Origin of the sequence: Rhizobium sp. BK008, assembly GCF_014197345.1 — a bacterium.
GTDB lineage: Bacteria > Pseudomonadota > Alphaproteobacteria > Rhizobiales > Rhizobiaceae > Rhizobium > Rhizobium anhuiense.
In genome coordinates, this window is sequence record NZ_JACIFK010000017.1 from 1 (window position 1) to 23,214 (window position 23,214).

Here is a 23,214-nt window from a genome sequence, read left to right on the forward strand (position 1 = left end):
AGTCCCGGCATTGAGCTATGTTTTTAGATCAGAACCGGGACGAACGCGCATTGCCATGCTTTAGGCGCGAGGAACCGACCCGCCCAAACGAACGACTGTTCATGATGATGATCGCGTATGGGTGGAGGCGGAACTCAAGGACGTCGGTGATCAAGCTCTGATGCGCGGATTGGCTACCGCATTCCCGATAGTGCGTCCGGGGCTGCTCCGATCGCCTCGAATTATTTCACCCACAGCCGCTTCTGGGGTGAGGTTGATGCATCGGATGGAATCTCTCCCTCCCGGCCGGATTCAGCGACAGCAATCGCATTCTTTAGTTTGGCAACATCGATTACGAACACTTCTCTATAATCTGCCACGGCTCGTCCTCCTGTGATGAGGATCGGCTCGGCCTGTCCGAGCTTATCGCCATTGGCGATCAGATTGCTACGACTATCTCGTATAATTGTCACCACCGGTCGACGAGTACCAGACCGTCATGGAACGGACCGTCTCTGATATCGCTATCCGACCGGACCGAGGACGGATTGGACGGAATCAAAGCACCTAGAGTGGCGTGGGCGCTTCGCGTGGCAAGATGCCCGCCGAACGCTTCGCCGAGGGTTCCTCTCACGCGATGTAAAATGGAGCCCACGCCTGCAACAATGTGGATTCCTCGACCTTTGTCGGATAGTGCCCGAGCCGATCGGCCTAGGTTTGTCGCGCTTCTTGGCGAAATTGGTTGCGATAGATTAGAACGTTTCCGTTGCGGGATATAAACAAAACTGATGCAATGCTGAAGCCCGCAACACCAATTCCAGCAATCAGGTCGACGACATAGTGTCCGCCTTCGGTGATGGCGGATAGCAACATCAGCGTGTTCAACAGAATTATCGGGAGCTTGATCCACCGTACTGTCCATGCCCCCCAACTGCACAACACCGCTACCGCAGCATGGACCGACGGAAACGAGATGATGCCGCTTGCATGCTCCAACCGTAGGACGAAATCAGGATTCTCTCTGACTGCCATGATTTGCGGGACGTATTCAACGCCGAGCATGCCGTTGATGTTTTTGAGATCTCCTGGACGTAGGGAGAAGTCAGTATAGGTTCCAAGCGCCGGATACCAAATGGTAATGACGCTCGCGATGACGCAAACAAGGCCGTAAGTCGCGACCATCTGATAAGCGCGAGCCCGATCGCCGCACAGGCTCAGCACCACGGGCAGGAACAAAAGCTGATAGTGGAATGCTTGGTATGCAAGCATCAATGACTTTGCGAGCAGTGGATGTGCATCGAAAAAGGAAATCAGACTCAGCCAGTCAATACCGAGAACGCGGTCTAACTGGAGAAGCTGTTGATCCTGCAAAGGCATCTTCAGGGCAAAAGCGACGTAGGTGGATATCACAAGCGGGGTCGTTAGTAACAATCCCAGTCCCGTGCACTCAACAATGCAGAGCAGTGACCAGATTCTACGCCGATGGCAGAGGAGGCCGAAGCCCACGAGGAAAACCAGGCCGAACGCGGTTAATTGCGTGAAGGCTGCTGGATCCACCTTCAGGTCGACTAGCCATGCCATTATTGGGACAATGGCGTAAGCACAGGCAGTGAGACCTATTAAGAAAATTCGCGCTAGAGAAGTCTCGGACATTAAATACCCTCAACGTGTCCGGGATTTGCTATCGTGGACAAGTTAAGGTTTAGTTTGCATGTTTCGGCAGGCTGCCGTTCGGATCGAACGTCGGCCTCCATAGACCTGGTAATGCGCCATTTATTGTCACCTCGGTCCTAATTTGCCGTTGGCGGCTAACCCGTTCGGAATCGCCACTGAACATGACGTCCATTCACAGCCTCGGCCCTAATTCTTGTGGTTAACTTCTCGCACGTCGTGCAGGCGTTCCACATGCTCGCCTGGCGGAAAATCCGGAGGGGGGCATGCACTATCGCCAAAGGTCGGCGCTGTTCGCAGCGCCTTGGCTGATCATCGGAGCTGCCGCAGTGGGCGCGTCGGGCGGCATGACTGTAGCGGATCTCGATAAGCCAGAACTGCTGATTGCCACACTATCATCAGGCCGATTTCCCTCAATCGCAAGAATGCTCTCTTCGCCGGACACGACGCGGGGGCGGAGAACTGGGCTACCATTGCCTCGCTGATCGAGACCTGCATGTGTGGATGGCTCCCGTGATGCAAGAGGCTTATTTGACTGATGCGCGAAAGTCGGCGGCTTGCATGTGTCCGGCCTACATAAAGGCGGCACATCTCGCCGCCGGCCCAGATGAGATTCGCGGATCGGGTCCATAACAAACTGACGCGCTCGAAGCGCCTACAGGTCTACTGGGTGTCCCGATCTCGTCTATCAACTGTCGCGTCATCTTCCCATTCAGCGCCGTTGCACCACAACCGCCAGCACCCGGCTGATCCTGGCGATCGATACTTATGCCGGTCGGTAGGTCTCCTCGCGCGTCATCACCGCCCAAATGATCCTTGCCATTTTGTTTGCCAAGGCAACGGCCGCGAGTTTGATCGGCTTGCGAGCGATAATGCGCCCCAGCCAACTTTGAGCGAAGTTCTGCTTACTCCTCGACCCAGCATTGATCAGCGAAACGCGCTGCCGCGAAAGAAGTTCGTGTGTGCGATGAAGGAAGCGCGACGCCTATTGCGCCAGCGACTTGATTGGAGCTGTGCGAACCGCCGGTCGCGTCACTGCTTCGCAGATGGCCGCAGCGTCCGCTGCGTCGTTCTTTTGCCGCGCGACGTAGGGCTTCACGTACGAAGCGGGGATCATTCGGGCGTCATGGCCAAGAGCACGAATCTCGCGTGCCCAGTGATGCGACGAGGCGCATGCCTCCATGCCGACAACACAAGGCGGCAACTTGGCGAAGAAGCTGAGCACCTCCTCGCGGCGAAGCTTCTTCTGAAGAACAGGGCGGCCTTTTGCATCCGCCCCGTGAACCTGAAAAACCCGCTTTGCCAGATCAAGCCCGACCGTCGTTACTTCGCACATGGACGACATCTCCCCTTAGAGCGATCATCGCGACCGCTCTTTCACTATGGCGCCGGACGAGGGAGCCATTACCTCATCAAGCTCAATGCAGTCGATCCGTTTGCGTACCTGAGTGCCACGCTCACCCGCCTTGTCAACGGCCATAAGCAGAGCCGGATCGACGAGCTAATGCCGGGAATTACCCGGAGCGTACACACGGCTGAAGTCCCCTGTCGGCCCGAAGCGGGCCTCCGCGTTGGAAAGCGACGAGCCTTGGTGTAAGTTGATTTTTGCGCTTGGATTGTCGCCACTCATGGAGCCGCTAATTGTGGGAAGACTATGTAAAGCCGGGCATCGTCGGCATACTGACATACGGCCTCACGGGGCTAGGCTTCCTGCTGCTCGCCAAGGCGACTTTCTTTTGGGCGATTTTTGAGAGCCGATACTACCTGCTCCTGCTGCCCCTGTATTTCGTACTTTGGATTTTCACGTCGATTGTTTTGACCAGGTTCGCCGAGACCCATTTTCGTAGGCGCTAGTTCGACTTCCGGTGCCGGCGCATTGCTGGCATCTCTGTCACAGCCATACTATTCGAAACGGCAATACGGTAGTGCTCAAGGTGCGAGGCAAACAGCGCTCTGATGTCCGTTGTCAATGCACTGCCGATTCCGTTTTGCGCCTGACGAAGATTAGGCTTGCCTGGTGCGCAATTGTGGCGCAGCTTTATCATTCGGTTCCGTCTGCCACATCGGCTGCTGACAGTAGCATTGCCATCCCTGGCGCTCGGCGGCCTTGCGTCTCAGATTTTGTATTCGGTTCTTTGATTTCACGAGTCCACGTCCTTTGCTTCATTGCTGAAGCGGACGTGCAGCGGGACCTAAAGAGCCGCCCCTCAGTTGGGAGGATATTCCTCGCACAAGACGACGCCTATTGGCGTCATCCGCAGTCTTTGAACGGTACGACGCGGCTATATCCGCGCTACGCTGACGGGTCTTCAACCAACCCCAGGCAAGCTTATCATCTTGCCTCCGCCTGACCCGAAGTAAATGGGGTAGCGAGATTGTCAACCATGCCCGAGGGAAAAGCGCTATCAGGACGACCTCCTGGCGTTTCCCAACACGAGTAGTCCTGCGATACCAGCAGCAGCCATTGCGACTCCTAGCCAAGCGGCGCCGGAGTAGCCGAAGTAGGGCGCGCCGAAGGCAAACATAATTGCCATCAGACCGTTCGCCAGGCAGGAGTTTATTGGATTTAAGGCTGTACCCAACCCCGGTCGCTCGGGAAATAGTTCCTGAAAATACGTTAACGGCATAGAAAGCAGCGCCGCTGCGCCTGCGGCGGCTGGAAGAGTTAGGAGATAAATCTGCCACGGTGCAGTCGCAAAGGACAGTGCCGCCATGTAGCATCCATAGACCAAGCCGGCAGTGACCAGGATAGCAAGGAGGCTGAGGCGTTTGAGAAGCGCAGCCCAGATCAACATGAACGGAATCTCGAGGAAGGCAATCAAACCAGCGACTATACCCACATCAGCGCTCTTGCCACCTAATTTGATCGTAAGGATCAATGGCCAGAGAGTGCTCGCCAGTCGGATCGTGCCTGTCACCGATGCCATAGAGATCATGCGAGCAAGCATCAAGGGTGCGGCAATTTCCTTGAGCGCGGCAAAAAAAGCGTCGCCTAACTTTCCTGACGACGGTTGATCGCGCGGTTTGCGTAAGAGAAAGGCGGCGCAGAACAGGATAGCAAGCGCGCACAGTCCCGCCACTCCCCATGCTCCCCGCATGCTTCCAGAGCTGGCGAAAGCAAAGCCTACGGCCCCTGGCATCACGACCCAGGAAGCGGACATGAAGGCACGCACCGTCGTGTTAACCGCCGCAGCATCCTGACTGGTCAAATCTACTGTTTCTGCGCGAACGCTAATAAAAATGAACGAACTCACGGACTGGAAAAACGGTATCGCAAGCGCCGTGGCGCAGACGAATACATACCGAGAAGGAAAAATGAAAATGGCGCCATAGGCGATCACGCCGATCGACGCCAATCCCACCATGATCTTCCGCCGATCTCCGATGGAATCCGAGACGACGCCCAACGAAACGCTGATCAAAACGGTCGACAACGATGTTATGAAGACCAGAACCGAATACGCCTGATCGCTGATGCCAAGTTCATCAATCGCCGTTATCGAGAGATACGGCAGAGTTGAGCCGTACGCTGAGCCATGAATGAAAGTCATCACCGCCAACAACAGAAGCGAAGGACGGGAGAGGATCAGACGGATAGGATGAAACATCGAATTCTTTCATTTCGGAAAAGCCTCGTCGCAGCGAATCTTTGAGCCGTGATCAGACGACGTTCCAATTGCCTACCGTATCCCGAGGTGTATGCCATAAAGGATGCAAGACGAAGGTCGATACCTATACGTTAGCCAACCAACGGCCTCGGTTGGTCAAGCTGCATCCCATCGACCTTTACCCTGCCGGCCAAGGATCGTTCGACGATCCTGACAATTTCCTTATAAACGATATTGGGTTCGTGCATACGGGAGGCTCTCAGCCTCGCTTCACGCCCCATGTCCCGCAGTTTGTCGCGATCCTGGAAAAGGGCTTCCACTGATCTGATAAAGCTGTGCCGGTCGCCGACCTCGCAAAGGTAGCCGGTGACGCCGTTTTGAATTAGCTCGGATATTCCCCCGACACGCGAAGCGATTGACGGAACACCTGCCATTGCGGCTTCGGCGACGACTATCGCACTGCAGTCGCGATGGGTCGGATGGATCAAGACGTCAACATTGGGTAGAAGCTCGCGCACCACCTTTTCATTGGGCACAGGTCCGTACCAGGTCGTGTTTGGAACCTCGTGCCTCTCGGCCGACCGCTCCGTCACCAAATGCAAATTGATAAAATGATGCAGGTGGGATGTCTGCCATTCCAGAAGTTCCCTGCCACCTTTGCGTTCAAAGTCCCCCCCAACAAAGAGCACGTTTAATCTGCCTTCCGGTTTAAACGCTGTGATCGGATAGGTCGACGGCTGCGATGCGACTGGGACGACACTTACCCTGTCGGATGATATGCCATAGTGATTCACAACATCATTCGCAGCCCACTGCGAGATCGATATTACATGCTCTGAATCTTGAAAGAGCATTCTCTCGCGCGCAATCGCGGCGTCGCGGATATGGCTACCCCCGAACTCTGTTTTATAAAGACGGCGTGTGGAGTCTATCACTGTGAATATCGGAACGCCGTGTGGATTCCGGACGAAAGGCGCAGCTTGTGCTTGCGTTGCTGCAACGATCGCATCGAACTCTCGGATTCGCGACCGGAACTTGTTCGCTTGCCATGAGATAACGGTATAGGGATCGAATATAGGGACGTGTAGGCCGGCGTGCGTATGATAGCCGGTGTGCCAAATTACGCGGCGCCCAAGCTTGGACGCAGAAAAGGAGACATATTCGTGCTGGTCGTCCTGTTGTAGCTGTATCGCGTCATGGATCCGCTGGCCAACGGTTTTCCAACCGAGCCCTGTCGAAATAAAAAACAGTATCTTGGGCATGGAGGTTCTTTTCGTTGAACAAGGCCGGTACCTAGTCGGCACACGCCCCGAGGCAAGGAGGGTGCCCGCACACCCTTAGAGAAACGACAGGACCACTTAAGAATTTCTGACCATCTTTAGACGATTTCACGCGAAATTATCGAAATAGCGCGTGATATGCCTCGATATCATCGCCTGTATGTGTGCGTCCAAGTCGAAAGACTTCGCCGCGCACAAGGCTTTCAGCTTATCTTTTATTCTTCGGAAATGTTCCGTTCCAAAAATGTAGTGGCCCGCTATCTCGGCCCGGTCATCATCTGTCGCCTTGGTGTCCTCTTTCATCCATTTTACCCAAAGCCTGGAACCGATCGAAAGGTTCTTAAATTCGATCAGTTCACGATGCAGCCCGAAGTCGCGGAGGCCGTCGCAAATTGCGCGGGTTTCCACCACCCCGAACTCCGGTGCAACGTTGAGAGCGGCGATGCCTGAGTGTTGCAGGCGCCGTATCGTGTCCGCTGGAAGATAGTCAGCGTTATGGGCTTTTAGACCGACACCTTTGTCACGGCAGACCGCCGACATTCCTTCGTTAGCGCACTGAACCGCAACAGACGCGAACATGATCGCGCCCACATTTTGGGTCTCTTCAACTTTAGTGCCCGTCTGTGCGACTACGAAGAGGGGGCGCGGCAGATCCAAACGTGCCAGGCGCTCTAAGACAGCATCAAGCTTTTCAGCAAATTTCCTCGGATGATCAGTATCTATGCCTTGAGCTTCGAAGCCTATCTCGAATTCGATCGTCCGGCCCTGGGATTGTGCTATCGCATGGCATTGCCGGTAAAGTTCGACCAGCCGGTCGATAGCGACCGCTTCCTCGGCCAACCCCTTACCCTCCGCGCTTGTGTCGATATGAAGCAGATCAAATCCACAAAGGATATCTTCCTGAAACGAACTTAAACAGGACGCCATCGCTTCGTCCGGAGAGAAATCTCGTTCTGCAGGGTGCTGCCAAGGTCCTCCATGGTCGCGACAAAGCGCAAGCCGACCGGCAGGGGCGCGCCCTCTGACATATCTTGCAAATTCCTGGGTTGTCCAACTTTCGACGTAACCGCCGCCAAGCTCTTTTGAATCAATTTGCCGGCGGCTTGCGATAATCATGCACGGCTTCCCCGCGTCAGAAAGCTGAATGCAAGCATCTACAGTATTTTTTGACATGGGACCAATGCCGATACGTGAATCTAAAAGCATAAAATAGTAATCTCCGTGCTTCAATGGAGTATAGTTACGCTTAATTCTGTCGTCTCTGTGTAATCGCAGACTTCGAATGCAGGCCTTTGAGGGTTGGAAACCTGCGCCCTTAAATTGCATTAATCAAGAGATTTCCGAAATCACGTGAACATTTTTGATTTTTTTTCGGAGATGAATCCCAGGCTCTGGCAACATGCATGACTTAAATATTTGTTTTATCGAGATTATTTTTCTCAACAATGGGACGTGACTTTTTATGACAGTTTTATGACAGCCACAACCGTGTGTTTTAGGTGCGATAAAAAGTGCCATCTGGGGAGCGCCAGAGAATATCTGCGCACCGCATTCACATTTATATTTCAGAGTTCTTTTATTTACGCATATGAATTATGCAGCAAGTAAATTGTTGTCGTTTCTGAGGATGGTATGAGCAACAAAGATTGGCGGGTAGTTTCGTCAAGGATAACGTATCAGGACAAATGGATAAAATTACGAAGCGATGATTGTATAACTCCGGCCGGCGTCAAAGTTGCACCTTACCATGTGCTCGAGTACCCCAACTGGGTTAACATCGTCCCGGTCACATCCGACGGCATGATTATTATGGTCGAAGAATACAGGCACGGCCATCAGAGTGTCATGCTTGGCCTTGTCGGTGGTGCGGTCGACACTGATGACTCCATCGGAGGGGCCGCAGACCTCGCCGCTGCGCGACGGGAAATGGAAGAGGAAATTGGACTGACACCCGACTATCTCGTCGACATACTCAGATCCTCTCCGAATTCCGCCAGCCACACAAATATTGTGACGAGTTTCCTCGCCTACGGTCTAAAGCAGAGCCTTGGACGAAGGCCGGATGATAGTGAAAGTATTGCCGTATTCGAGAGAAAAATAACTGATGTATTGGATGAGGTTCAATCCGGGAATCTGTTAATACAGTCGTTGCATCTTGTTTCTATATACGCTGCGGTGCAATTCATAATGACGAATGAGTTCTCGGATATCGGAATTAACAATATCAAGGACGAACTTATCTCCTATTTCAAATTAAAGGCAAAAGTCCCGCTCTCATAAGCGGGAGTCGGTGCTATTGGAGCCTTTTTCGGCCGCGACTTCTGTATTCGCGTCCGAGCGTAAGGTTGCAAAGCCGGCCTCGGCGAAACGCTCGAAACTATCTGCGGAGCTTCCACTATGTCGATGGAACAACACGGCGCTGAGCAGGCGCCGGTGGTGTCGGAACGCGTCTTTGGCCGGCTGATTAGCCAAACAGATCATGCTAAAGTTGAATTGTTCGATGCGGACGGCGTCGCCTATGTCCGGAAGACAGCGTTAGCCGATATCGGTTCCTTTCGTTCTGAAGTCTCATCACATTGTCGCGCTCACATCGATGATCAGCCTTTAGCTCCTGTGACGCAGGTGGGCGTCTCGGGAAGATATCCGTTCTATCAAACACCGTTTTATAGCGGCGGAACTCTCAGGGATCGCTTGGTCGGTGCCCACTACGATGAAGCCTTGGCTCGCCCGCTGATCTCGGAGTTACTCATGAAACTCGCCGAAGGGTTCCTCTCGAAGTCTGCGCCGGCAAGCGGAGTTGATTTTGCTGACTACGCCTTGGTTTCTCGACCGCGTTCGCGCCTGGAGAAATTTTGCAGGCAACAGGAGCAGACTCATAATGGTGTTGTAAGAACTGGCGTAAGAGCATCTGAGTGGACTGCTGCAGAAATTGGCAATGCGTTTTGCAAGGTCTCCCGTTCGGGATCCATTGCGATCAACGGGACCTGGTATCCGGGCGCCCTGGGAATGTGCGGGATCATTGCAGATAACATCGCGCTTTTTGTAGCGGACGCGGACGACGTCTGCAGGATCCATGGTGACCCTCACTTCGGAAACACTTTATTCGACAGGCATCAGAATGCGGTGTTTGTCGACTCCGGAGGTTTCGCCAATGGGGGCGACATCGCTTACGATCTCGGCAAAGTCATTTGTTCCTTGAGGTGGCATGACCTCTATATCGCTGACCTTTGCATGCCGTTTAGATATGAAATCTTGTCAAAAGGGATTGTCTCGTGTGAGGGCCTTTTCACGGCAAAGATCCCCGTACATGCGGCTAACTTACAACTGCTATTTAGCTGGTTCTTGGACCGGGCGACAAAGGAAAGTTATCTCTCACAACGGGCGAACGTAGACAGGTTGATGATGAGATCTCTTCTATACGCCGGTGTCCATTGTATGGCCATGGCTTCCACCCTTGTGAGGAGATGTGGATGGAGAGCGATCGGACTGTTGATCGACGGGATCAGGACCGCCGCGATAGCTGTGAGCGCCATCATCGAAGGAAAGTCTCTCGCCGAGACCGCGGCGGCGCTAGCCTCGCCGCAGTTTGGACGCTAAATGCTTAAATGGATGATCTTTGACGCCGACGGTGTGTTGGTCGATTCCGAACACATTGCGGCGATCGTCATGACGGAACAGCTTACAAAGGCAGGCGTGAAGATCTCGGGGCAATTCGTTCGAAGTTGCCTGATGGGGCGAACGAGGCAAGGAGTCGAGCGGATACTGCGCCGCTATTTTCAGTTCAGTTTCCCTTCAGAGTTTTGGCAGGCATATTACTCCGAGAGAGCTCGTCGGTTTGAGAATGAACTGACGGTCGTACCAGACGCTGCCAGGTGCATAGACGCGTTTCGAGACAGAGGGGTTAAAACGGTCGTGGCGACGGACGCATCTCAAAGCAAGGTTTCCAGGAACTTGGAAATCGTCGGCTTATCAACTGTGTTCGATTTCCCCATAATATCGGGTGCCGCGCTTGCGACCACTAAACGCTCGAAGGCATATTTCGGTCGTGTTTTACAGTTGTTGGACGTTGAGGCGTCAGAGTGCGCATTTGTCGACGATCGATGCTTCTCCGCGCGCAATGCAAGGCATATGGGCATCCGCTCCTTTGGGTACGTCGGTCCAGGGGCTCACGGCGATTCTCTGCGGTTTTCGAAGGCGAATATCCCTGTGGTGCAGAGCCTCGCCGATCTGATCGACATCGCCTACGTCTAGTCGTATTCACAAGGCTCACCATACCCGCCAATGAGATAAAGCGCTCCAGGGTTCTGATCTGCTGTTAGGCTTCTTACTGTGACAATTATTTGGTCGTCCACGGTCCGCACGATGGCAGTTAATCCAATAGGATCAGCCCGCTCTGCGTCGCCATATTTCACCTGAAGCTCGGGGGGCCGAGTTACCACATAAGCCGAAAATGAAGTGCGATTTGCTGAGACAACCAAGTTTCCATCATTAAGGTGATGCGATGTCATGGGCAATAACGCCCCGTCGAAAGCTGACGGCCGCTTGGTACGGACAATATCTCAGTTCGATATTCGAAGCTTCTCAACATCCTGTTGCAGTCGGAACTCGCCTGAAAGGTTGCAAGCCATTTGATCGACAGGAACGCTGAATGGCAAATCTTCAAACAATGATTTCTCCCTGATCGGTACGTACTCGGCTCTCGAAATCCGTGACGAGACGATAGACGGTTTTTTGTAAGCGGCAAGCTGAGACCGTTCAGCCCGCGTAATTCCACGGCATGAGTGCATCGAGATCGCTGCTGGGCCAGCCGTTGGCTATGCGCTCGAGGGTCTGGGTGAGCCAGGCCTGTGGATCGACGTTGTTCATCTTCGCCGTCTGAAGGAGCGTGGCGATTGTCGCCCAGGTCCTTCCGCCGCCGTCGCTGCCAGCGAAGAGGCTGTTCTTTCCATGCCGTCAACGAGCGCCATAAGCTGAGCATGATTGAGCTGCACCCGGTTGTGGCCGATCCGCGGCCAGCAGAACTGCGCCTTCTCTAGCCGCTTGGAATAAAGGCAGACCCCTGACCCATCCCACCAGACTATCTTGACCCGGTCTGCCGAGCGCACGTCGATCATTGTCACCACGAACCTGGCGTTCGGTGAATGGCCGACGGTGTTCGGCGATGCCAAGATGACGACGGCACTTCTCGACCGCCTGACCCATCATTGCGAGATTGTCGAGACCGGCAACGAGTCCTGGCGCTTCAAGAACCGCTCTCAAAGCTAAAAGCCGACGAAGATCATCACCCGCACTTGGCCTACCCTCTGCAACCCCGGCCAGCGCCGGGCAGGCCAAGCGCTGATCTAGTACTCGCGATGCCAGCCCTTCAACGCATTCTTGGTGGGATACCCCAGCTGGCGAATAGTCGAGTTAAGTCGCTTGCCCAGCCGGATATAGAGCTCAACCGCTCGAAGTCTGTCTGCGTAGGAATACATGAACTACCTCCTTGGTGGTCCAAGTTTTCGTCCGCACCCCCAAGGGGTCAATGTTCGGTGCTGATTGACATGCCGGCGGAAGGTTGGTCAGCGGCGCCAAGCCTGCAGTGACTACAAATTCCGAGGCGATCCGCCCCCTTATTCCGTCATGATGCTTCCCCCTTTGGGGGCATCTGGCAAGGGTGAGCGAAGGCCCGCTTTGCTGCCATATGCGCGGCGGCAAGCCGGCTTGTTTAGTCGCGCTGACCTACATCAGGTCGCGGGCGATACGCTTCTCCTCGAATATCCTCCTGAAAATCTCGGTCCCATCCTCATAGGCAACGACCGAGGCGCTGATCACCCAGTCCTTTGCCGTGCAGGATATGGACGATGTCGCCACCGTGCGAACGAACCAGCCGGGGCGGCTCATGTCGCAGGTCCATGTCGAGATGCCTGTCATCGACAGCGCATCGCCCGGCGCGATCGACCAGACCTCCTGGCGGAGCTGCCGTGCGGAAAGTCCCGTGCCGGGATGTTCGGAGAGGCCGGTATCCTCATGGATTTCATAGCGGGTGAGGCCGGCCGAGAGATCGCGCACCACCTGCCGTTTTGTCGACGCGGGGGCGTGTTCGATATATTTCGGCAGCTGATCGGGGTTCTCGGGCTGCTTGATGTCGATGAGCTCATGCTCGCCGAGCTTGGGCAAAGCAAGGCCGACGGAGGCGACATCGATCGTCAGCCCCGGATCTTCAGGCGGCGGCAGCACCATCGGCCAATAGGCTGTCGACAGCGACAGACGGATGCGATGCCCCTTGCGGAAACGATAGCCGCAGGCATCGAGTGTCAGAGTCACCTGGATCTGCTGGCCGTTGATCAGCGGCTCCGGCGCGGCATTGCCATCGCGATGGGCGAGGTTGAGCACGCCGAAGGAAACGCGCGTTGCCGTTCCGTCCGGATGAATATCGACGAGCCTGGCGCAGAGGTTGGCGGTTTCGGCATCGCACCGTAGCGTCAAGGTGACGACGGGGCGGCCGAGATAGTCGTGATCCTCGACCAACGGCGCTGTCTGGAAGGTCAGCGACCCGGCATCGTCGACGCGCTGATCGATTGCCATTTCCGCGTCGGGCTTCAGCGTGAACCATTCGCCCGACGCCGTACCAGTGTCGAGCGGTGAGCGCAGATAAACGGGATGTTCCAGCGCATGCGGGATCGGCATGCCTTCCATCAGCGTGCCGAACTGCTCCACATAAAAGCATTGCATCTCCGGCTCTTGCCAGTCGCGCTTGGCGATCCAGAAGCCCGGATCGAAATCGCGGCGCGGCGCGGGTTTGATGGCGTCGAGAATGTAGGCGCGTACCGGGGGCATGCTCTCCGCGCCGTTCCGTTCGCCGCGCAGCCAGCGGTTCCACCAGGCGATGGCCTCGCCGTGGAAATCGGTACGTGGCTTCGGCCAGGCAAAATGCGGATATTTGTGAACCCAGGGACCGATCAGCGCCTTCGCCGTGTCACCGAGGCCTTCCACTGCCTTCAGCGGCGTGTTGCGATAACCATCCGCCCAGCCGGCAACGACCAAGGCAGGCACATCGAATTCGGCGAAATTCTCGCAGATCGAGCCATGCCGCCAATAGTTGTCGCGGCGCTGGTGCTGAAGCCATTCCTCCATGAAGAAGGGCTCGTTCTCCAGGCGCTCCAACCACATTTCCGTCCAGCGGTCGCCGACGATCTCGGGATCGGGGGAGCGGGACTGATAGGCGAGCATGGTCGCTGCCCAGGAAAGCTGCGCCGAGAGATGGCAGCCGTCCTTGTAGTGAATGTCGTCATTGTAGCGATCGACCGTGGAGGCGATGGATATCACCGCCTTGAGCGCGGGCGGCTTCAAAGCCGCGACCTGCAGGCAGTTAAAACCACCCCAGGAAATACCCATCATGCCAACGGAGCCGTTTGACCAGGGCTGCGCCGCAATCCAGGCGATCAGCTCGCAGGCATTGGCAAGCTCAAGCTCGGTATATTCGCCGTCGATAACGCCATCGGATTCACCCGAGCCACGAATATCGACCCGGACGCCGGCGATCCCGGCCGCTGCAAACACCGGATAAGTCGATTCATCACGTGGGCTTGTCCCGTCGCGCTTGCGGTAGGGCAGGAATTCGAAGACCGCCGGCACGGGATCCTTCTCCGCGCCGTCGGGCATCCAGATACGCGCGGCAAGTCGCGTGCCGTCCTTCAAGCTGATCCACTGATTTTCGATGGTCGTGAAGCTGCGGTCTGACATGGTCATGTATCCAGAGGCGCTTTAGGCATCAAGCCACACACGGCTGCCGATGTAGCCATTGGACATATCATTGCCGATGTCGTCGACATATCCCTTCAACGTCTTCGTGGCTGCCATGATGTAATCGTTGAAGACAGGTAGGATCAGACCTCCGTCGTCTCGCACCATCAGAGCCAGTTGCCGATAAAGCGCTTTGCGTTTTGCCTCATCGAGTTCTGACCTTGCCTGCAGCACCATCTTGTCGAAGTCGGGGCGCTTGAAACGCGTGTCGTTCCACTCGGCAGTCGATAGATAGGAAGTGGAATAGCGCGAATCCTGTGTCGGACGGCCACCCCAGAAAGAGGCGCAGAAGGGCTGCTTGTTCCAGACGTTGGTCCAGTAGCCGTCTTCCGGCTCGCGTTTGACGTCGAGCGTGATGCCGGCCCTGCGCGCACTCTCCTGGAACAGGATCGCCGCATCCACGGCGCCCGGAAAGGCTGCATCGGATGTAAGCAACTGAATCGGACGATCAATGCCCGATTTCTTGAAGTGGAAGGCGGCCTTGTCGGGATCATAGGGTCGCTGCTCGATGTCGGTCGGCGCGAGGGTGTAGTTGGAATTGACCGGATAGTCATTGCCGATCGTTCCGTAGCCGCCCAGCACCTTGTCCAGGATCGACTGTCGGTCGATGGCATATTTCAGCGCAAGCCGAAGATCGCTGTTGTCGAAAGGCGCCGTGTCGCAGTGCATCAGAAAGCAGTAGAAGCCCTTTCCGGCATTCCGGACGATATCCACATTCGGTGCTCGCTTCAGCATCGGGACGGTCTTCGGATCGACATTGTTCACGAAATGAACCTGACCGGAGGCAAGGGCAGCAATGCGCGCGGTGTTGTCGTTGATGACGAGTATTTCTACGCTGTCGACAAAGCCTCGGTTGGAGCGCCAATCCTTTGGATTCTTCTCAAAGGTGGCGCGAACGCCGGGTTCAAAGCTTTTCAAGACGTAGGGGCCGGTGCCGACAGCGGCCCCTGGTTTGTCAACGCCACCCTTCGGCTGGATGATCAGGTGGTAGTCGGTCAGGAGGAGAGGCAGGTCCGCATTGCCCTCCGAGAGCGTCAGGACAAGGTCACCCGCCTTTTCCGCAATACCGGTGATCGAGGCCATCAGCCCGAGAGCGCCCGACTGCGAATTTTTGTCCGCATGGCGCTTCAGAGTCGCGACGATGTCGGCGAGGGTCATCTTGCTGCCGTCGTGAAACTGCACGTCGTTCCTGATCTTGAAAGTCCAGACGGATGCGTCCGCTGATGGCGTCCAGGAGGAGGCCAGTGACGGCAAGGGCGCGCCGGTCTTGGGATCGGATTCGACGAGTGTATCGCCCCAGAGGCGGCCAATGACGAACAACACGGAGGCGCTATAGGCTGCCGGGTCAAGTACATCGCTGGTGGCGCCGCCCTTGAGGCCGAGTTTCAGATGGCCGCCGCGTTTGGCTTCCAGCGCCCGGGCATCGCGCGGCATCAGGAGGCCGGAGGCGAGGGCCGGCAAAGCACCCAGCGCGGCAGCGCCGCCGAGGAAGTGGCGGCGGCCGATTTTCAGCTGCGAAGATTGATCGTTTGGCTGCGTCATAACAGTTCCCTCGTTTTCCATTTTGTGCGTGGAAACTTAGAGGGCGGCCCGGCTGATGCAATTTCACGACTTGACGCCTCTTTAAGCGAGTTTACGCTATTCGTCTTCAATACGGAGCTACCGATGTCTCACCTGGTCGAGAACCTCAAAATTGCCTGCGCTACGCAGCGTTCCATTTCGCATGTATGCCGTGCAATTGATATCAATCGGCAGCAATTCAATCGATACATCAACGGTGAAACGAGACCGTCTGCGCATAACCTGACGCGCATTGCCAACTATTTCGATGTCGCCGCAGCCGACTTTGCTCTCGCTCCAAGGCTCTTCCGCGAGCGGCTTCGCAAAGCGACCCTGGGCCTCAATCAAAGTTCCGAACTGTTTAAGGCGTTCCCCGGAGATTTGAGTGCGCTCCGGCGCCACATCGGCTATTTCCAAACATATCATCGCTCACCCTCCTGGCCGGGAATGGTTGTCTGTTCATGTAGCCGTATTGTGGAGAAGGGCGGGCTTGTGCACGTCAAATCAATCGAGCGTCTGCGGGACCCTGGAAACGGCATCCAGCAGTTCACGAAATATGTAGGCCTTGCGGCCTTCTATCGAAACCGGATCTTCATTACGGAGCGGGTCGTAGACCCCAATCCGATATTGTCACAGACGATCCTCCTGCCATTCGACGAGTACCAACGCGTCTATCTGCGCGGGACAACAATGGGGGTCTCCTGGCGAAAGGAAAACCTCCCCTATGCGTCGCGGATGATCTGGCGGCATGTCGGCGTCGAACCGGACTTGCGTGAACTTCTCTCGCGCTGCGAACCGCTGCCGCTGTCGTCGCGCAAGCTACCACCGACTGTGCGCTCATTCCTTTCCGATTTATCAGCCGAAGTTTATGCGGTACCGGCAGAGTATTGACGGCCCGATTGTCCGGTTCGGCTCCTGGCGCGGCCGTTACGTCAAGGAATGATGCGGTTGGTCAGCGGGTGCTCGAGACCCAACGAATATTGGTTGGCCTTCGGCTGGCGAATTGGTCGACAGTGACCAAGTGGCGTGGCCTGGATGGCGCATTACTCCCCCTGCCCTCAAGTCGGCTATCCGGCTCCGGCACGATGACAAGCAGTTGCTGTGCGGGTGTGACGACCCCACCCAGCGTATGGATCGCCAGTTGCTGGACTACGCCGTCGATAGGTGCCCGTAACTCGGTCTCCGCCAGCTTGCGTTCAGCCTTGACGAGATCTTCTGTCTGTTCGTTCGCTTCCCGCTCGGCGTCGGCAAGGGCGGACAGGACCTGATGGGTATATTCGGCGCGAGCCTCATCGCGTTGGCGCTCGAGAGCAGCGCGTGCAGCCTCCGTCTCCGCTAACTGTCGTTCTGCGGCCGTCAGATTATGTCTGTTTTCAATGCTCCTGTTCGGCCGCCAGCCATTGAAACCGGTCGCCTGCCTGTGAAGCCAACAGTTTGGTGCGAATGGCATTGTATCTACCAGTTTTGGAGTTGGTCCGCGAGATTTATCACTGCAAGAAACGACCACTCAAATAGCAGCGACATTGCTATTGCCGGAATTACTATAGATTTGCGCCTGATCACCGTATCTGATGGCCTAGTGACGATCCACGCGAGCGCAGCAGCTAGAATGATATTTGTTGGGGGTATTAGTAATATTGAGAATATAAATGAATTCACCTGATACTGAAATGTCCCTCGCTCCGGACCGAACACGCCAGCGTAAACTTCAATCACCGCCAAGGATATGGCGGTTAATACAATTACCGCCAACAACGTTCTTAGCGTTCGCCCGCTGATGCGGACGGCGAGAAGAGAGAGTGTTATTATGATCAGCGCACCAAAGATCGACGTCTTTAGTATTGAGTACTTTGATATACCTACGATTAGCCAATCGAACATTGAACGTTCTTCGCATGTTGCATAGTTAAGTTATTTCTAAAAAAGCACCGTCTCACATCTTTCAAATCGATCGTTTTCTCAACCCGCAGTCCTTGCGAGCAAAAGTGACGCGTATATCGAGTGGTACAAAAATTTCGTTGAAGCTTCCGCATGAGCTACAACCCCGTTCAGAAGTTTACGAAAGCTGCGCCATTAGTTGCGAAGTTTTCAAAGCGGCCATATGCCGCGGGCTCAGGCATTAGTTGCAATCGTCGGGTGCATCGCAACATAGCCTGGTCCCCGCTAAATACCCTTAGCGCATGGCCGGGTCCGGTCATTGCGGCGAGATATTCCGGCTCCGTGGGTTGAGACGCGATAGACGCGGCGGCGGCGTTATGCCACACGCGCTCACAGGCAGACGGCCGAACAATTCACGGTTTTTTTCAACTAGAGAGCTACAGCTAGTTCACTCTGAAACGCTGCTAGACTGGCAATACGCCAAGCGTTCAGCGCCGTTGCCACACCAACCCGAAAAACATGAAATGGCCAATCGGACATCACCCGCAGTCACGATAGAGCAGGCCGCGGCGCTTATGCGCCCTCACCGTTCCAGGAGCATACGCTTGGATCGGATCTGGCCACCAACGGAAACGGTAGGATCGTTCTCACAGTTAGGGGGGAAACCGAATCTTCCACCGGCGTGGGACTGGCCCACAATCGATTTCGAGGACGGATCATCGGCGTCTTTAGACTTCTTGGCGCAGATCAACTTGGAGGAGCTGCCGAACATCGAAGCTCGGGCGTCACTCCCAGCCGCCGGCATGCTCTATTTCTTTGCACTATCGCAATCAAATGAGCCGCTACGGTCATATGGCTCGGATGCCTGGCGCGTCCTCTATTACCCAGGCGATGCCGCAGGTCTCCCTAGCCGGTCGGCCCCAGAGAACGCCGGGTGGAAGATTGATCATTTGCATTACGGCCAAACACCGGCGAGCAAATACCGGAATCCCGACGGCCCCCTCAGCGAGCTCTTTCCGCGATGCGCCGTTCGGTTCACTGTGATTAACGTGTGGGACATGCCACGATTTTCAGGGCCGGATGACCCAAGTCTTCGGCCCTTCGAGAATGCTTTTGCTGTGAAGCCAACTCATCAAGAGCCGCCTCGCGGCATTGCCTCAAGCATCGCGAATTTGTTGGAGCGTATTTTTCCGTTTCGACCAAATGCGGATGAAATACTTCGCTCAACTCCCAAGGCCGGACAACGGAGCGGAGTGGGAAGCGGGATTGCCGTGGGAATGGATGACATCAAAAGCCTGGCATATGAGTGCTTTTCGATGTTGCGAGCCGAAGAAGGCCGAAACTGGTATCAATCGAAGATCGCTCTGAAATCGGCAGACCTACCATACCATTCAGAAGACGCCATCTTGCTTCTGAATGAGGCAAGAAACAATTGGTTTGAAAATGTGTTGCCGATAGAGGCTGTTCTCAACGCGGAGGGGAAATACTCTGACGCCTTGTTGCAGAGTTATCGTGATTGGAAAGCACGAGCTATCGCGTTGACTCGAGAACTCAATGGCCTGGGCCGGGAAAGTAAGCTCTCGCCTGAGCTTCGCGGGAAAGTCTCGGATGCGTTGGAAATGCACTCCCAACTAGCAAAACAGGCAAGGGGTTACAGACTCGAACCCCATCCACAGAGTGCCCTCCGCGCATCCCTTACGTCACTTTTGACAAGTTTCCCCGATCTCGCCAAGAAGGAACCAGAGTTGGTCACTGCCTGCGATCCGGCCAATCAGGCCGAGCTGAGCGGCTACTTGTCTCACCGGATATTCGGCAATGACGAGGGAGTACAATCCGACATTAATGATGACGAGGTTCTCCTCCTTCAACTTGGCAGCGATTCCGATGGTCCGCGTTTCGAATGGTGGGACATGGGGGCAATACGTTTCTGGATCAAAAAGGAGGCGCTACAGGCTCATCAGTTCAATATGGCCGAGGCGGAGATCGAAGGTCACTAAGAGGTTCGAACATCTGTTCGTCTCCTCGTGTATTTTGGGGTGCGCCTAGCGAAATCGAGCGGCACTGTGCCGGTGCCGGCAACTCTGGCCTCAAACTGAAAGGAGTGCTCGGGACTTTTGTTGTATCTGACACGGGTCGCCTTGATGAGATCAGAACCTTCGAACCCAAGCCTACTTGGCCTAAGGCGCTGATTTGCTTGAAACTCTGTGGCATAAGCCGCTATTAGGTAACATTAGCTGCTTCTGGTTCCGCATTAATGGGACCAGGATGGGCTCAACGCGCAACTTGGTGTAGGCACGACGCAGCGATCTGATCGTGCCCTGAACTTCCTCTGGAACAATTGTAAGCTTCGTGCTACATACCCAGTGCGATATGTAGTGCGAAGGTGGCAAATGCCAACACCTCATAATCCTCCGGCCGCTGTGCGGCGCGCGCTGCGCAAACTGGGTGCAGACATACATGACGCTCGCCGGCGTCGCCGCCTGCCTATGGCTGTTGTGGCCGAGCGTGCCTTTACCTCACGCTCAACGCTTCAAAAGATCGAAGCCGGGGACACCAATGTCAGCATCGGCATCTACGCAGGCGTTCTACAGGCACTCGGCTTGCTAGAGGGACTGAGCCAAGTCGCCGACATCAGTAACGACAGCGTCGGTCAGTCGCTCGCCAGTGCGCAACTCCCTAAACACGCCCACTCGAAGCGATCGCCGGGATCGTCGCGTGATGGCTGATTTCGAAGTTCATCTCGACTTACACGGCCGCACCCGTCCGATCGGGCTGGCGCGGAGTAATCGCGTGCGTGGTGCCGAGACGATCATGTTCGAGTATGACCGAGCCTGGCTTGAGGACACTGACCGCTTCTCGCTTGAGCCCGCGCTAGCCCTGACCCGGGGCGCTTTCGCGCCACCTGCCGGCCTTGCAACCTTTGGCTCCATTGGCGACTCTGCGCCCGATACCTGGGGTCGGCGCCTCATGCAACGCTCGGAGCGGCGTACGGCTGAGCGTGATGGCCGGGCCGTTCGCACACTGGCCGAAAGCGACTATCTGCTTGGCGTCGCGGACGAGACACGGCTCGGCGCGCTCCGCTTTCGCTGGGCTGGCGAGGAGCAATTCCAAGCGCCGGCCCGCGCCGGCGTCCCCGCCCTCATCGAGCTCGGCCGCCTGCTGCAGATCACCGAACGCATCCTGCGCGATGAGGAAACCGACGAAGACCTCCAACTTATCTTCGCACCTGGCTCGTCGCTTGGTGGAGCGCGGCCGAAGGCTTCTGTCATCGATCAACATGGCCATCTCTCGATCGCCAAGTTTCCTAAGGAAACCGACGATTACAGCATAGAGACATGGGAGGAGATTGCTATGCGACTGGCTGAACAAGCCGGCATAGTCACTCCCCTACACGAACTCATTGACGTCGGCGGAAAGAAGGTCATGCTCTCGCGTCGCTTCGACCGCGATTATGGTATCCGCCTTCCATTCCTTTCCGCGATGGCGATGATGGGCGCAATGGACGGCGAGCGTGGCAGCTACCCGGAGATCGTGGACGCCCTGGCCGAGCACGGCGCACAGGGAAAAACCGATGCCCAAGCGCTCTATCGCCGCGTCGCCTTCAATGTGCTGATTTCCAACGTCGACGACCACCTGCGAAATCACGGCTTTCTGTGGCTTGGCAAAGGCGGCTGGTCGTTGTCCCCTGCCTATGACCTCAACCCGGTGCCTACAGACGTCAAAGCACGCATCCTGACGACTAACATCGACCTTGATGACGGCACCTGCTCGCTTGATCTGCTGGAAGAAGCTGCCGGATTCTTCGCGCTCACCCTCGCACAGGCACGCGCTATCATCAAGGAAGTCGCGACCTCCACCGCGACGTGGCGCGAGACCGCAAAAGCAGTCGGTGCGCGGTCGGCAGAGATCAACCGTATGGCCAGTGCGTTCGAGCACGATGATTTGCAGCGAGCGCTAGCCCTATGACGAGAAAGTGAAGATGCTCTCGCGAGCGGTCGAGCGCTGGTACCGCTACTATGAACTAGAGCACGACGATGGTGCCTCGGACGTGCTTTGCAACCTGCGATCGCGCTCTTCAATGAAGGCTATCGTTCCGAAGGTGATATCGCGACGATGCTGATCGGGACATATGTCGGACTGGATGCGACGAAGGTCAACGCTCCAACCACAGCGACGCTTCATTGAACCGAGAGATATCAGTGATGGGAAAACCATCCAGCCATGCCAAGGCCGATAACCGCAAACTGGACTATGGCGATCACCGCAAGCGCGGCGATCGCAAGATAGAAGCGAAGGCGATCCCGGTCTGTCATCTCCCAATCCTCGGGCGGGGCGTCTACCGCAGGGCTGCGTCACGCTTCAAGTCCCGCTCTGCCGATTTCCGACGGCTAAGGATTGCCTCGAGGAAATGGTCCATATCGGGCGCTCGAGACGCATTAGATCGTCGTTTGAAGTCCGAGTTCCACGACCCGGCCGGTCGGAAGCCCAAAATAGTCCGTTGCATTGCCGGCGTTCTGAGCCAGCGTGATAAACAACCTGTCCTGCCAGAAAGGCAGGCCGCCTTTTTTGGAAGGCAGGATCGTACGGCGTGAAAGGAAGAAGGACGTCGACATGATGTCGAACTTGAGCCCGAGCTTGCGGACGAGAACGAGAGCACGGGGGATGTTCGGTGTTTCCATGTAACCGAAGGTGATAATCAGCCGGCTGAACAGCGGATTGAAGCTTTCCAGAAAGATCTTCTCATTGTCCGGGACGAAGGGTTTCGTCGCGGTCACGACGCTGAGAATGACGTTTTGCTCATGCAGCACCTTATAATGCTTGAGGCTATGCAGCAGCGCGGTTGGCGCCCCCTCGACGTCGCTGGTGAGGAAGATCGCCGTTCCTGGGACTGTCGGCGGTCTCTTCTGGGCGAGCTTGTCGATGACCGCCGCCAACCGAACCTCGTCCATCTTGGTGCGGGCCGCAAGCAGGCGACGCCCAGCCATCCAGGTCTGCATGATAAGTCCCATCGTGCAGGCGACTGCGACGGGCACCCAACCGCCGTCCGCGAATTTGGCGACGTTTGCGGCGAAAAAGCCGACGTCGATGATAAAGAGCGGTGCAATCACAGCCGCTGCGACAACGGGCTTCCAGTTCCAGCCACGCAGCATGACGGCGAAGAGAAGCACGGAAGTGATCACCATCTCGCCGGTGACGGCGATGCTGTATGCGGCGGACAGGCCGCTGGAATTGCGGAAGTATAGAACGAGCGCGACGACGAAGATGAAGAGGAAGGAATTCACTTGCGGCATGAAGATCTGACCGGAATGCGTTTCCGACGTGTGTAGGATCTGAAGCCGTGGCAGCAGGCAGACCAGGTAAGCTTCACGATTTGCGCGCACCCGCGTTAAGGCGGGCTGCCGCTCGACGTTCAGCGAAATGCGCCTCGACTTCATCATCTGAGACGTCCGGTC

The 23,214-nt window shown here is 55.9% G+C and carries 16 protein-coding genes and 5 pseudogenes; 9 read left to right on the top strand and 12 right to left on the bottom strand.

What is annotated here, in order from left to right:
* Positions 1–690: 690 nt before the first annotated feature.
* Both FHT69_RS33615 and FHT69_RS33620 read right to left on the bottom strand, forming a co-directional pair.
* Positions 691–1,632, bottom strand: coding sequence for a phosphatase PAP2 family protein (locus tag FHT69_RS33615; RefSeq protein ID WP_183906597.1), 942 nt, complete (start codon positions 1,630–1,632; stop codon positions 691–693).
* A gap of 937 nt (positions 1,633–2,569) precedes the next feature.
* Positions 2,570–2,986, bottom strand: a pseudogene (locus tag FHT69_RS33620) (transposase); the annotation flags it as partial.
* Between FHT69_RS33620 and FHT69_RS34855 the strand changes: the two are divergent.
* Complete coding sequence (locus tag FHT69_RS34855; RefSeq protein ID WP_409527541.1) at positions 2,930–3,247, top strand: transposase domain-containing protein; 318 nt, start codon at positions 2,930–2,932, stop codon at positions 3,245–3,247. The pseudogene FHT69_RS33620 and the gene FHT69_RS34855 sit on opposite strands and share 57 nt — an antisense overlap.
* An 808-nt stretch (positions 3,248–4,055) precedes the next feature.
* On the opposite strand, the gene FHT69_RS33630 is transcribed toward FHT69_RS34855, so the two are convergent.
* The 3 genes from FHT69_RS33630 to FHT69_RS33640 form a co-directional block, all read right to left on the bottom strand.
* Positions 4,056–5,258 carry an MFS transporter gene (locus FHT69_RS33630; RefSeq protein WP_183906598.1) on the bottom strand — a complete coding sequence of 401 codons (1,203 nt, stop codon included), beginning with the start codon at positions 5,256–5,258 and terminating at the stop codon, positions 4,056–4,058.
* Between the two features lie 131 nt (positions 5,259–5,389).
* Positions 5,390–6,520 carry a glycosyltransferase family 4 protein gene (locus FHT69_RS33635; protein WP_183906599.1) on the bottom strand — a complete coding sequence of 377 codons (1,131 nt, stop codon included), beginning with the start codon at positions 6,518–6,520 and terminating at the stop codon, positions 5,390–5,392.
* A 126-nt stretch (positions 6,521–6,646) separates the two neighbouring features.
* The gene (locus tag FHT69_RS33640) at positions 6,647–7,654 is read right to left on the bottom strand and encodes a tagatose-6-phosphate kinase (RefSeq protein ID WP_183906600.1); all 1,008 of its coding nucleotides are present in this window, start codon (positions 7,652–7,654) and stop codon (positions 6,647–6,649) included.
* Positions 7,655–8,170: 516 nt separating this feature from the next.
* Here FHT69_RS33640 and FHT69_RS33645 point away from each other — a divergent pair.
* The 3 genes from FHT69_RS33645 to FHT69_RS33655 all read left to right on the top strand — a co-directional run bounded on the left by FHT69_RS33645 (position 8,171) and on the right by FHT69_RS33655 (position 10,789).
* Positions 8,171–8,818 carry an NUDIX hydrolase gene (locus FHT69_RS33645; protein WP_183906601.1) on the top strand — a complete coding sequence of 216 codons (648 nt, stop codon included), beginning with the start codon at positions 8,171–8,173 and terminating at the stop codon, positions 8,816–8,818.
* A 117-nt stretch (positions 8,819–8,935) separates the two neighbouring features.
* Positions 8,936–10,135: a hypothetical protein gene (locus tag FHT69_RS33650; protein ID WP_183906602.1), complete on the top strand. Its 1,200-nt coding sequence runs from the start codon at positions 8,936–8,938 to the stop codon at positions 10,133–10,135.
* Positions 10,136–10,789: an HAD family phosphatase gene (locus tag FHT69_RS33655; RefSeq protein WP_183906603.1), complete on the top strand. Its 654-nt coding sequence runs from the start codon at positions 10,136–10,138 to the stop codon at positions 10,787–10,789.
* A 504-nt stretch (positions 10,790–11,293) separates the two neighbouring features.
* Here the strand turns inward: FHT69_RS33655 and FHT69_RS33660 are convergent.
* Both FHT69_RS33660 and tnpB read right to left on the bottom strand, forming a co-directional pair.
* Positions 11,294–11,482, bottom strand: a pseudogene (locus FHT69_RS33660) (transposase domain-containing protein); the annotation flags it as partial.
* Complete coding sequence (gene tnpB, locus FHT69_RS34860) at positions 11,401–11,652, bottom strand: IS66 family insertion sequence element accessory protein TnpB (protein WP_183906604.1); 252 nt, start codon at positions 11,650–11,652, stop codon at positions 11,401–11,403. The gene tnpB and the pseudogene FHT69_RS33660, both read right to left, overlap by 82 nt.
* Between tnpB and FHT69_RS33670 the strand changes: the two are divergent.
* Positions 11,636–11,803: pseudogene (locus FHT69_RS33670) on the top strand (ATP-binding protein); the annotation flags it as partial. The gene tnpB and the pseudogene FHT69_RS33670 overlap by 17 nt on opposite strands.
* Before the next feature lie 456 nt (positions 11,804–12,259).
* Here the strand turns inward: FHT69_RS33670 and FHT69_RS33680 are convergent.
* Both FHT69_RS33680 and FHT69_RS33685 read right to left on the bottom strand, forming a co-directional pair.
* Positions 12,260–14,263, bottom strand: coding sequence for a CocE/NonD family hydrolase (locus tag FHT69_RS33680; RefSeq protein ID WP_183906605.1), 2,004 nt, complete (start codon positions 14,261–14,263; stop codon positions 12,260–12,262).
* A gap of 21 nt (positions 14,264–14,284) precedes the next feature.
* Positions 14,285–15,865, bottom strand: a complete 1,581-nt coding sequence (locus tag FHT69_RS33685) for an ABC transporter substrate-binding protein (protein ID WP_183906606.1) — start codon at positions 15,863–15,865, stop codon at positions 14,285–14,287.
* Between the two features lie 123 nt (positions 15,866–15,988).
* Between FHT69_RS33685 and FHT69_RS33690 the strand changes: the two genes are divergently transcribed.
* Complete coding sequence (locus tag FHT69_RS33690; RefSeq protein ID WP_183906607.1) at positions 15,989–16,774, top strand: helix-turn-helix domain-containing protein; 786 nt, start codon at positions 15,989–15,991, stop codon at positions 16,772–16,774.
* 61 nt (positions 16,775–16,835) lie between these two features.
* On the opposite strand, the gene FHT69_RS33695 is transcribed toward FHT69_RS33690, so the two are convergent.
* Positions 16,836–17,333 carry an HlyD family efflux transporter periplasmic adaptor subunit gene (locus FHT69_RS33695; protein ID WP_183906608.1) on the bottom strand — a complete coding sequence of 166 codons (498 nt, stop codon included), beginning with the start codon at positions 17,331–17,333 and terminating at the stop codon, positions 16,836–16,838.
* Positions 17,334–18,366: 1,033 nt separating this feature from the next.
* Between FHT69_RS33695 and FHT69_RS33700 the strand changes: the two genes are divergently transcribed.
* The 3 genes from FHT69_RS33700 to FHT69_RS33710 all read left to right on the top strand — a co-directional run bounded on the left by FHT69_RS33700 (position 18,367) and on the right by FHT69_RS33710 (position 21,727).
* Positions 18,367–19,758: a DUF1963 domain-containing protein gene (locus FHT69_RS33700; protein WP_246780797.1), complete on the top strand. Its 1,392-nt coding sequence runs from the start codon at positions 18,367–18,369 to the stop codon at positions 19,756–19,758.
* Positions 19,759–20,151: 393 nt separating this feature from the next.
* On the top strand, positions 20,152–20,487 hold the full coding sequence (locus FHT69_RS33705; protein ID WP_127429975.1) for a helix-turn-helix domain-containing protein: 336 nt from the start codon (positions 20,152–20,154) through the stop codon (positions 20,485–20,487).
* Entirely contained in the window at positions 20,480–21,727 is a 1,248-nt protein-coding gene (locus tag FHT69_RS33710) for a type II toxin-antitoxin system HipA family toxin (RefSeq protein ID WP_183906609.1), read from the top strand. Before FHT69_RS33705 ends, FHT69_RS33710 begins: the two co-directional genes overlap by 8 nt.
* Before the next feature lie 470 nt (positions 21,728–22,197).
* On the opposite strand, the pseudogene FHT69_RS33715 reads toward FHT69_RS33710, so the two are convergent.
* Together FHT69_RS33715 and FHT69_RS34745 are read right to left on the bottom strand one after the other, a co-directional pair.
* Positions 22,198–23,115 (bottom strand): annotated as a pseudogene (locus FHT69_RS33715) (KUP/HAK/KT family potassium transporter); the annotation flags it as partial.
* Positions 23,116–23,125: 10 nt separating this feature from the next.
* Positions 23,126–23,214, bottom strand: a pseudogene (locus FHT69_RS34745) (type II toxin-antitoxin system RelB/DinJ family antitoxin); the annotation flags it as partial.

Coding starts and splice junctions, on each gene's coding strand:
- FHT69_RS33705 (WP_127429975.1), top strand. CDS start 20,152: ATGCCAACACCTCATAATCCTCCGGCCGCTGTGCGGCGCGCGCTGCGC.
- FHT69_RS33710 (WP_183906609.1), top strand. CDS start 20,480: ATGGCTGATTTCGAAGTTCATCTCGACTTACACGGCCGCACCCGTCCG.
- FHT69_RS33680 (WP_183906605.1), bottom strand. CDS start 14,263: ATGTCAGACCGCAGCTTCACGACCATCGAAAATCAGTGGATCAGCTTG.
- FHT69_RS33640 (WP_183906600.1), bottom strand. CDS start 7,654: ATGATTATCGCAAGCCGCCGGCAAATTGATTCAAAAGAGCTTGGCGGC.
- tnpB (WP_183906604.1), bottom strand. CDS start 11,652: ATGATCGACGTGCGCTCGGCAGACCGGGTCAAGATAGTCTGGTGGGAT.
- FHT69_RS33635 (WP_183906599.1), bottom strand. CDS start 6,520: ATGCCCAAGATACTGTTTTTTATTTCGACAGGGCTCGGTTGGAAAACC.
- FHT69_RS33655 (WP_183906603.1), top strand. CDS start 10,136: ATGCTTAAATGGATGATCTTTGACGCCGACGGTGTGTTGGTCGATTCC.
- FHT69_RS33690 (WP_183906607.1), top strand. CDS start 15,989: ATGTCTCACCTGGTCGAGAACCTCAAAATTGCCTGCGCTACGCAGCGT.
- FHT69_RS33615 (WP_183906597.1), bottom strand. CDS start 1,632: ATGTCCGAGACTTCTCTAGCGCGAATTTTCTTAATAGGTCTCACTGCC.
- FHT69_RS33650 (WP_183906602.1), top strand. CDS start 8,936: ATGTCGATGGAACAACACGGCGCTGAGCAGGCGCCGGTGGTGTCGGAA.
- FHT69_RS33695 (WP_183906608.1), bottom strand. CDS start 17,333: ATGCCATTCGCACCAAACTGTTGGCTTCACAGGCAGGCGACCGGTTTC.
- FHT69_RS33645 (WP_183906601.1), top strand. CDS start 8,171: ATGAGCAACAAAGATTGGCGGGTAGTTTCGTCAAGGATAACGTATCAG.
- FHT69_RS33630 (WP_183906598.1), bottom strand. CDS start 5,258: ATGTTTCATCCTATCCGTCTGATCCTCTCCCGTCCTTCGCTTCTGTTG.
- FHT69_RS33685 (WP_183906606.1), bottom strand. CDS start 15,865: ATGACGCAGCCAAACGATCAATCTTCGCAGCTGAAAATCGGCCGCCGC.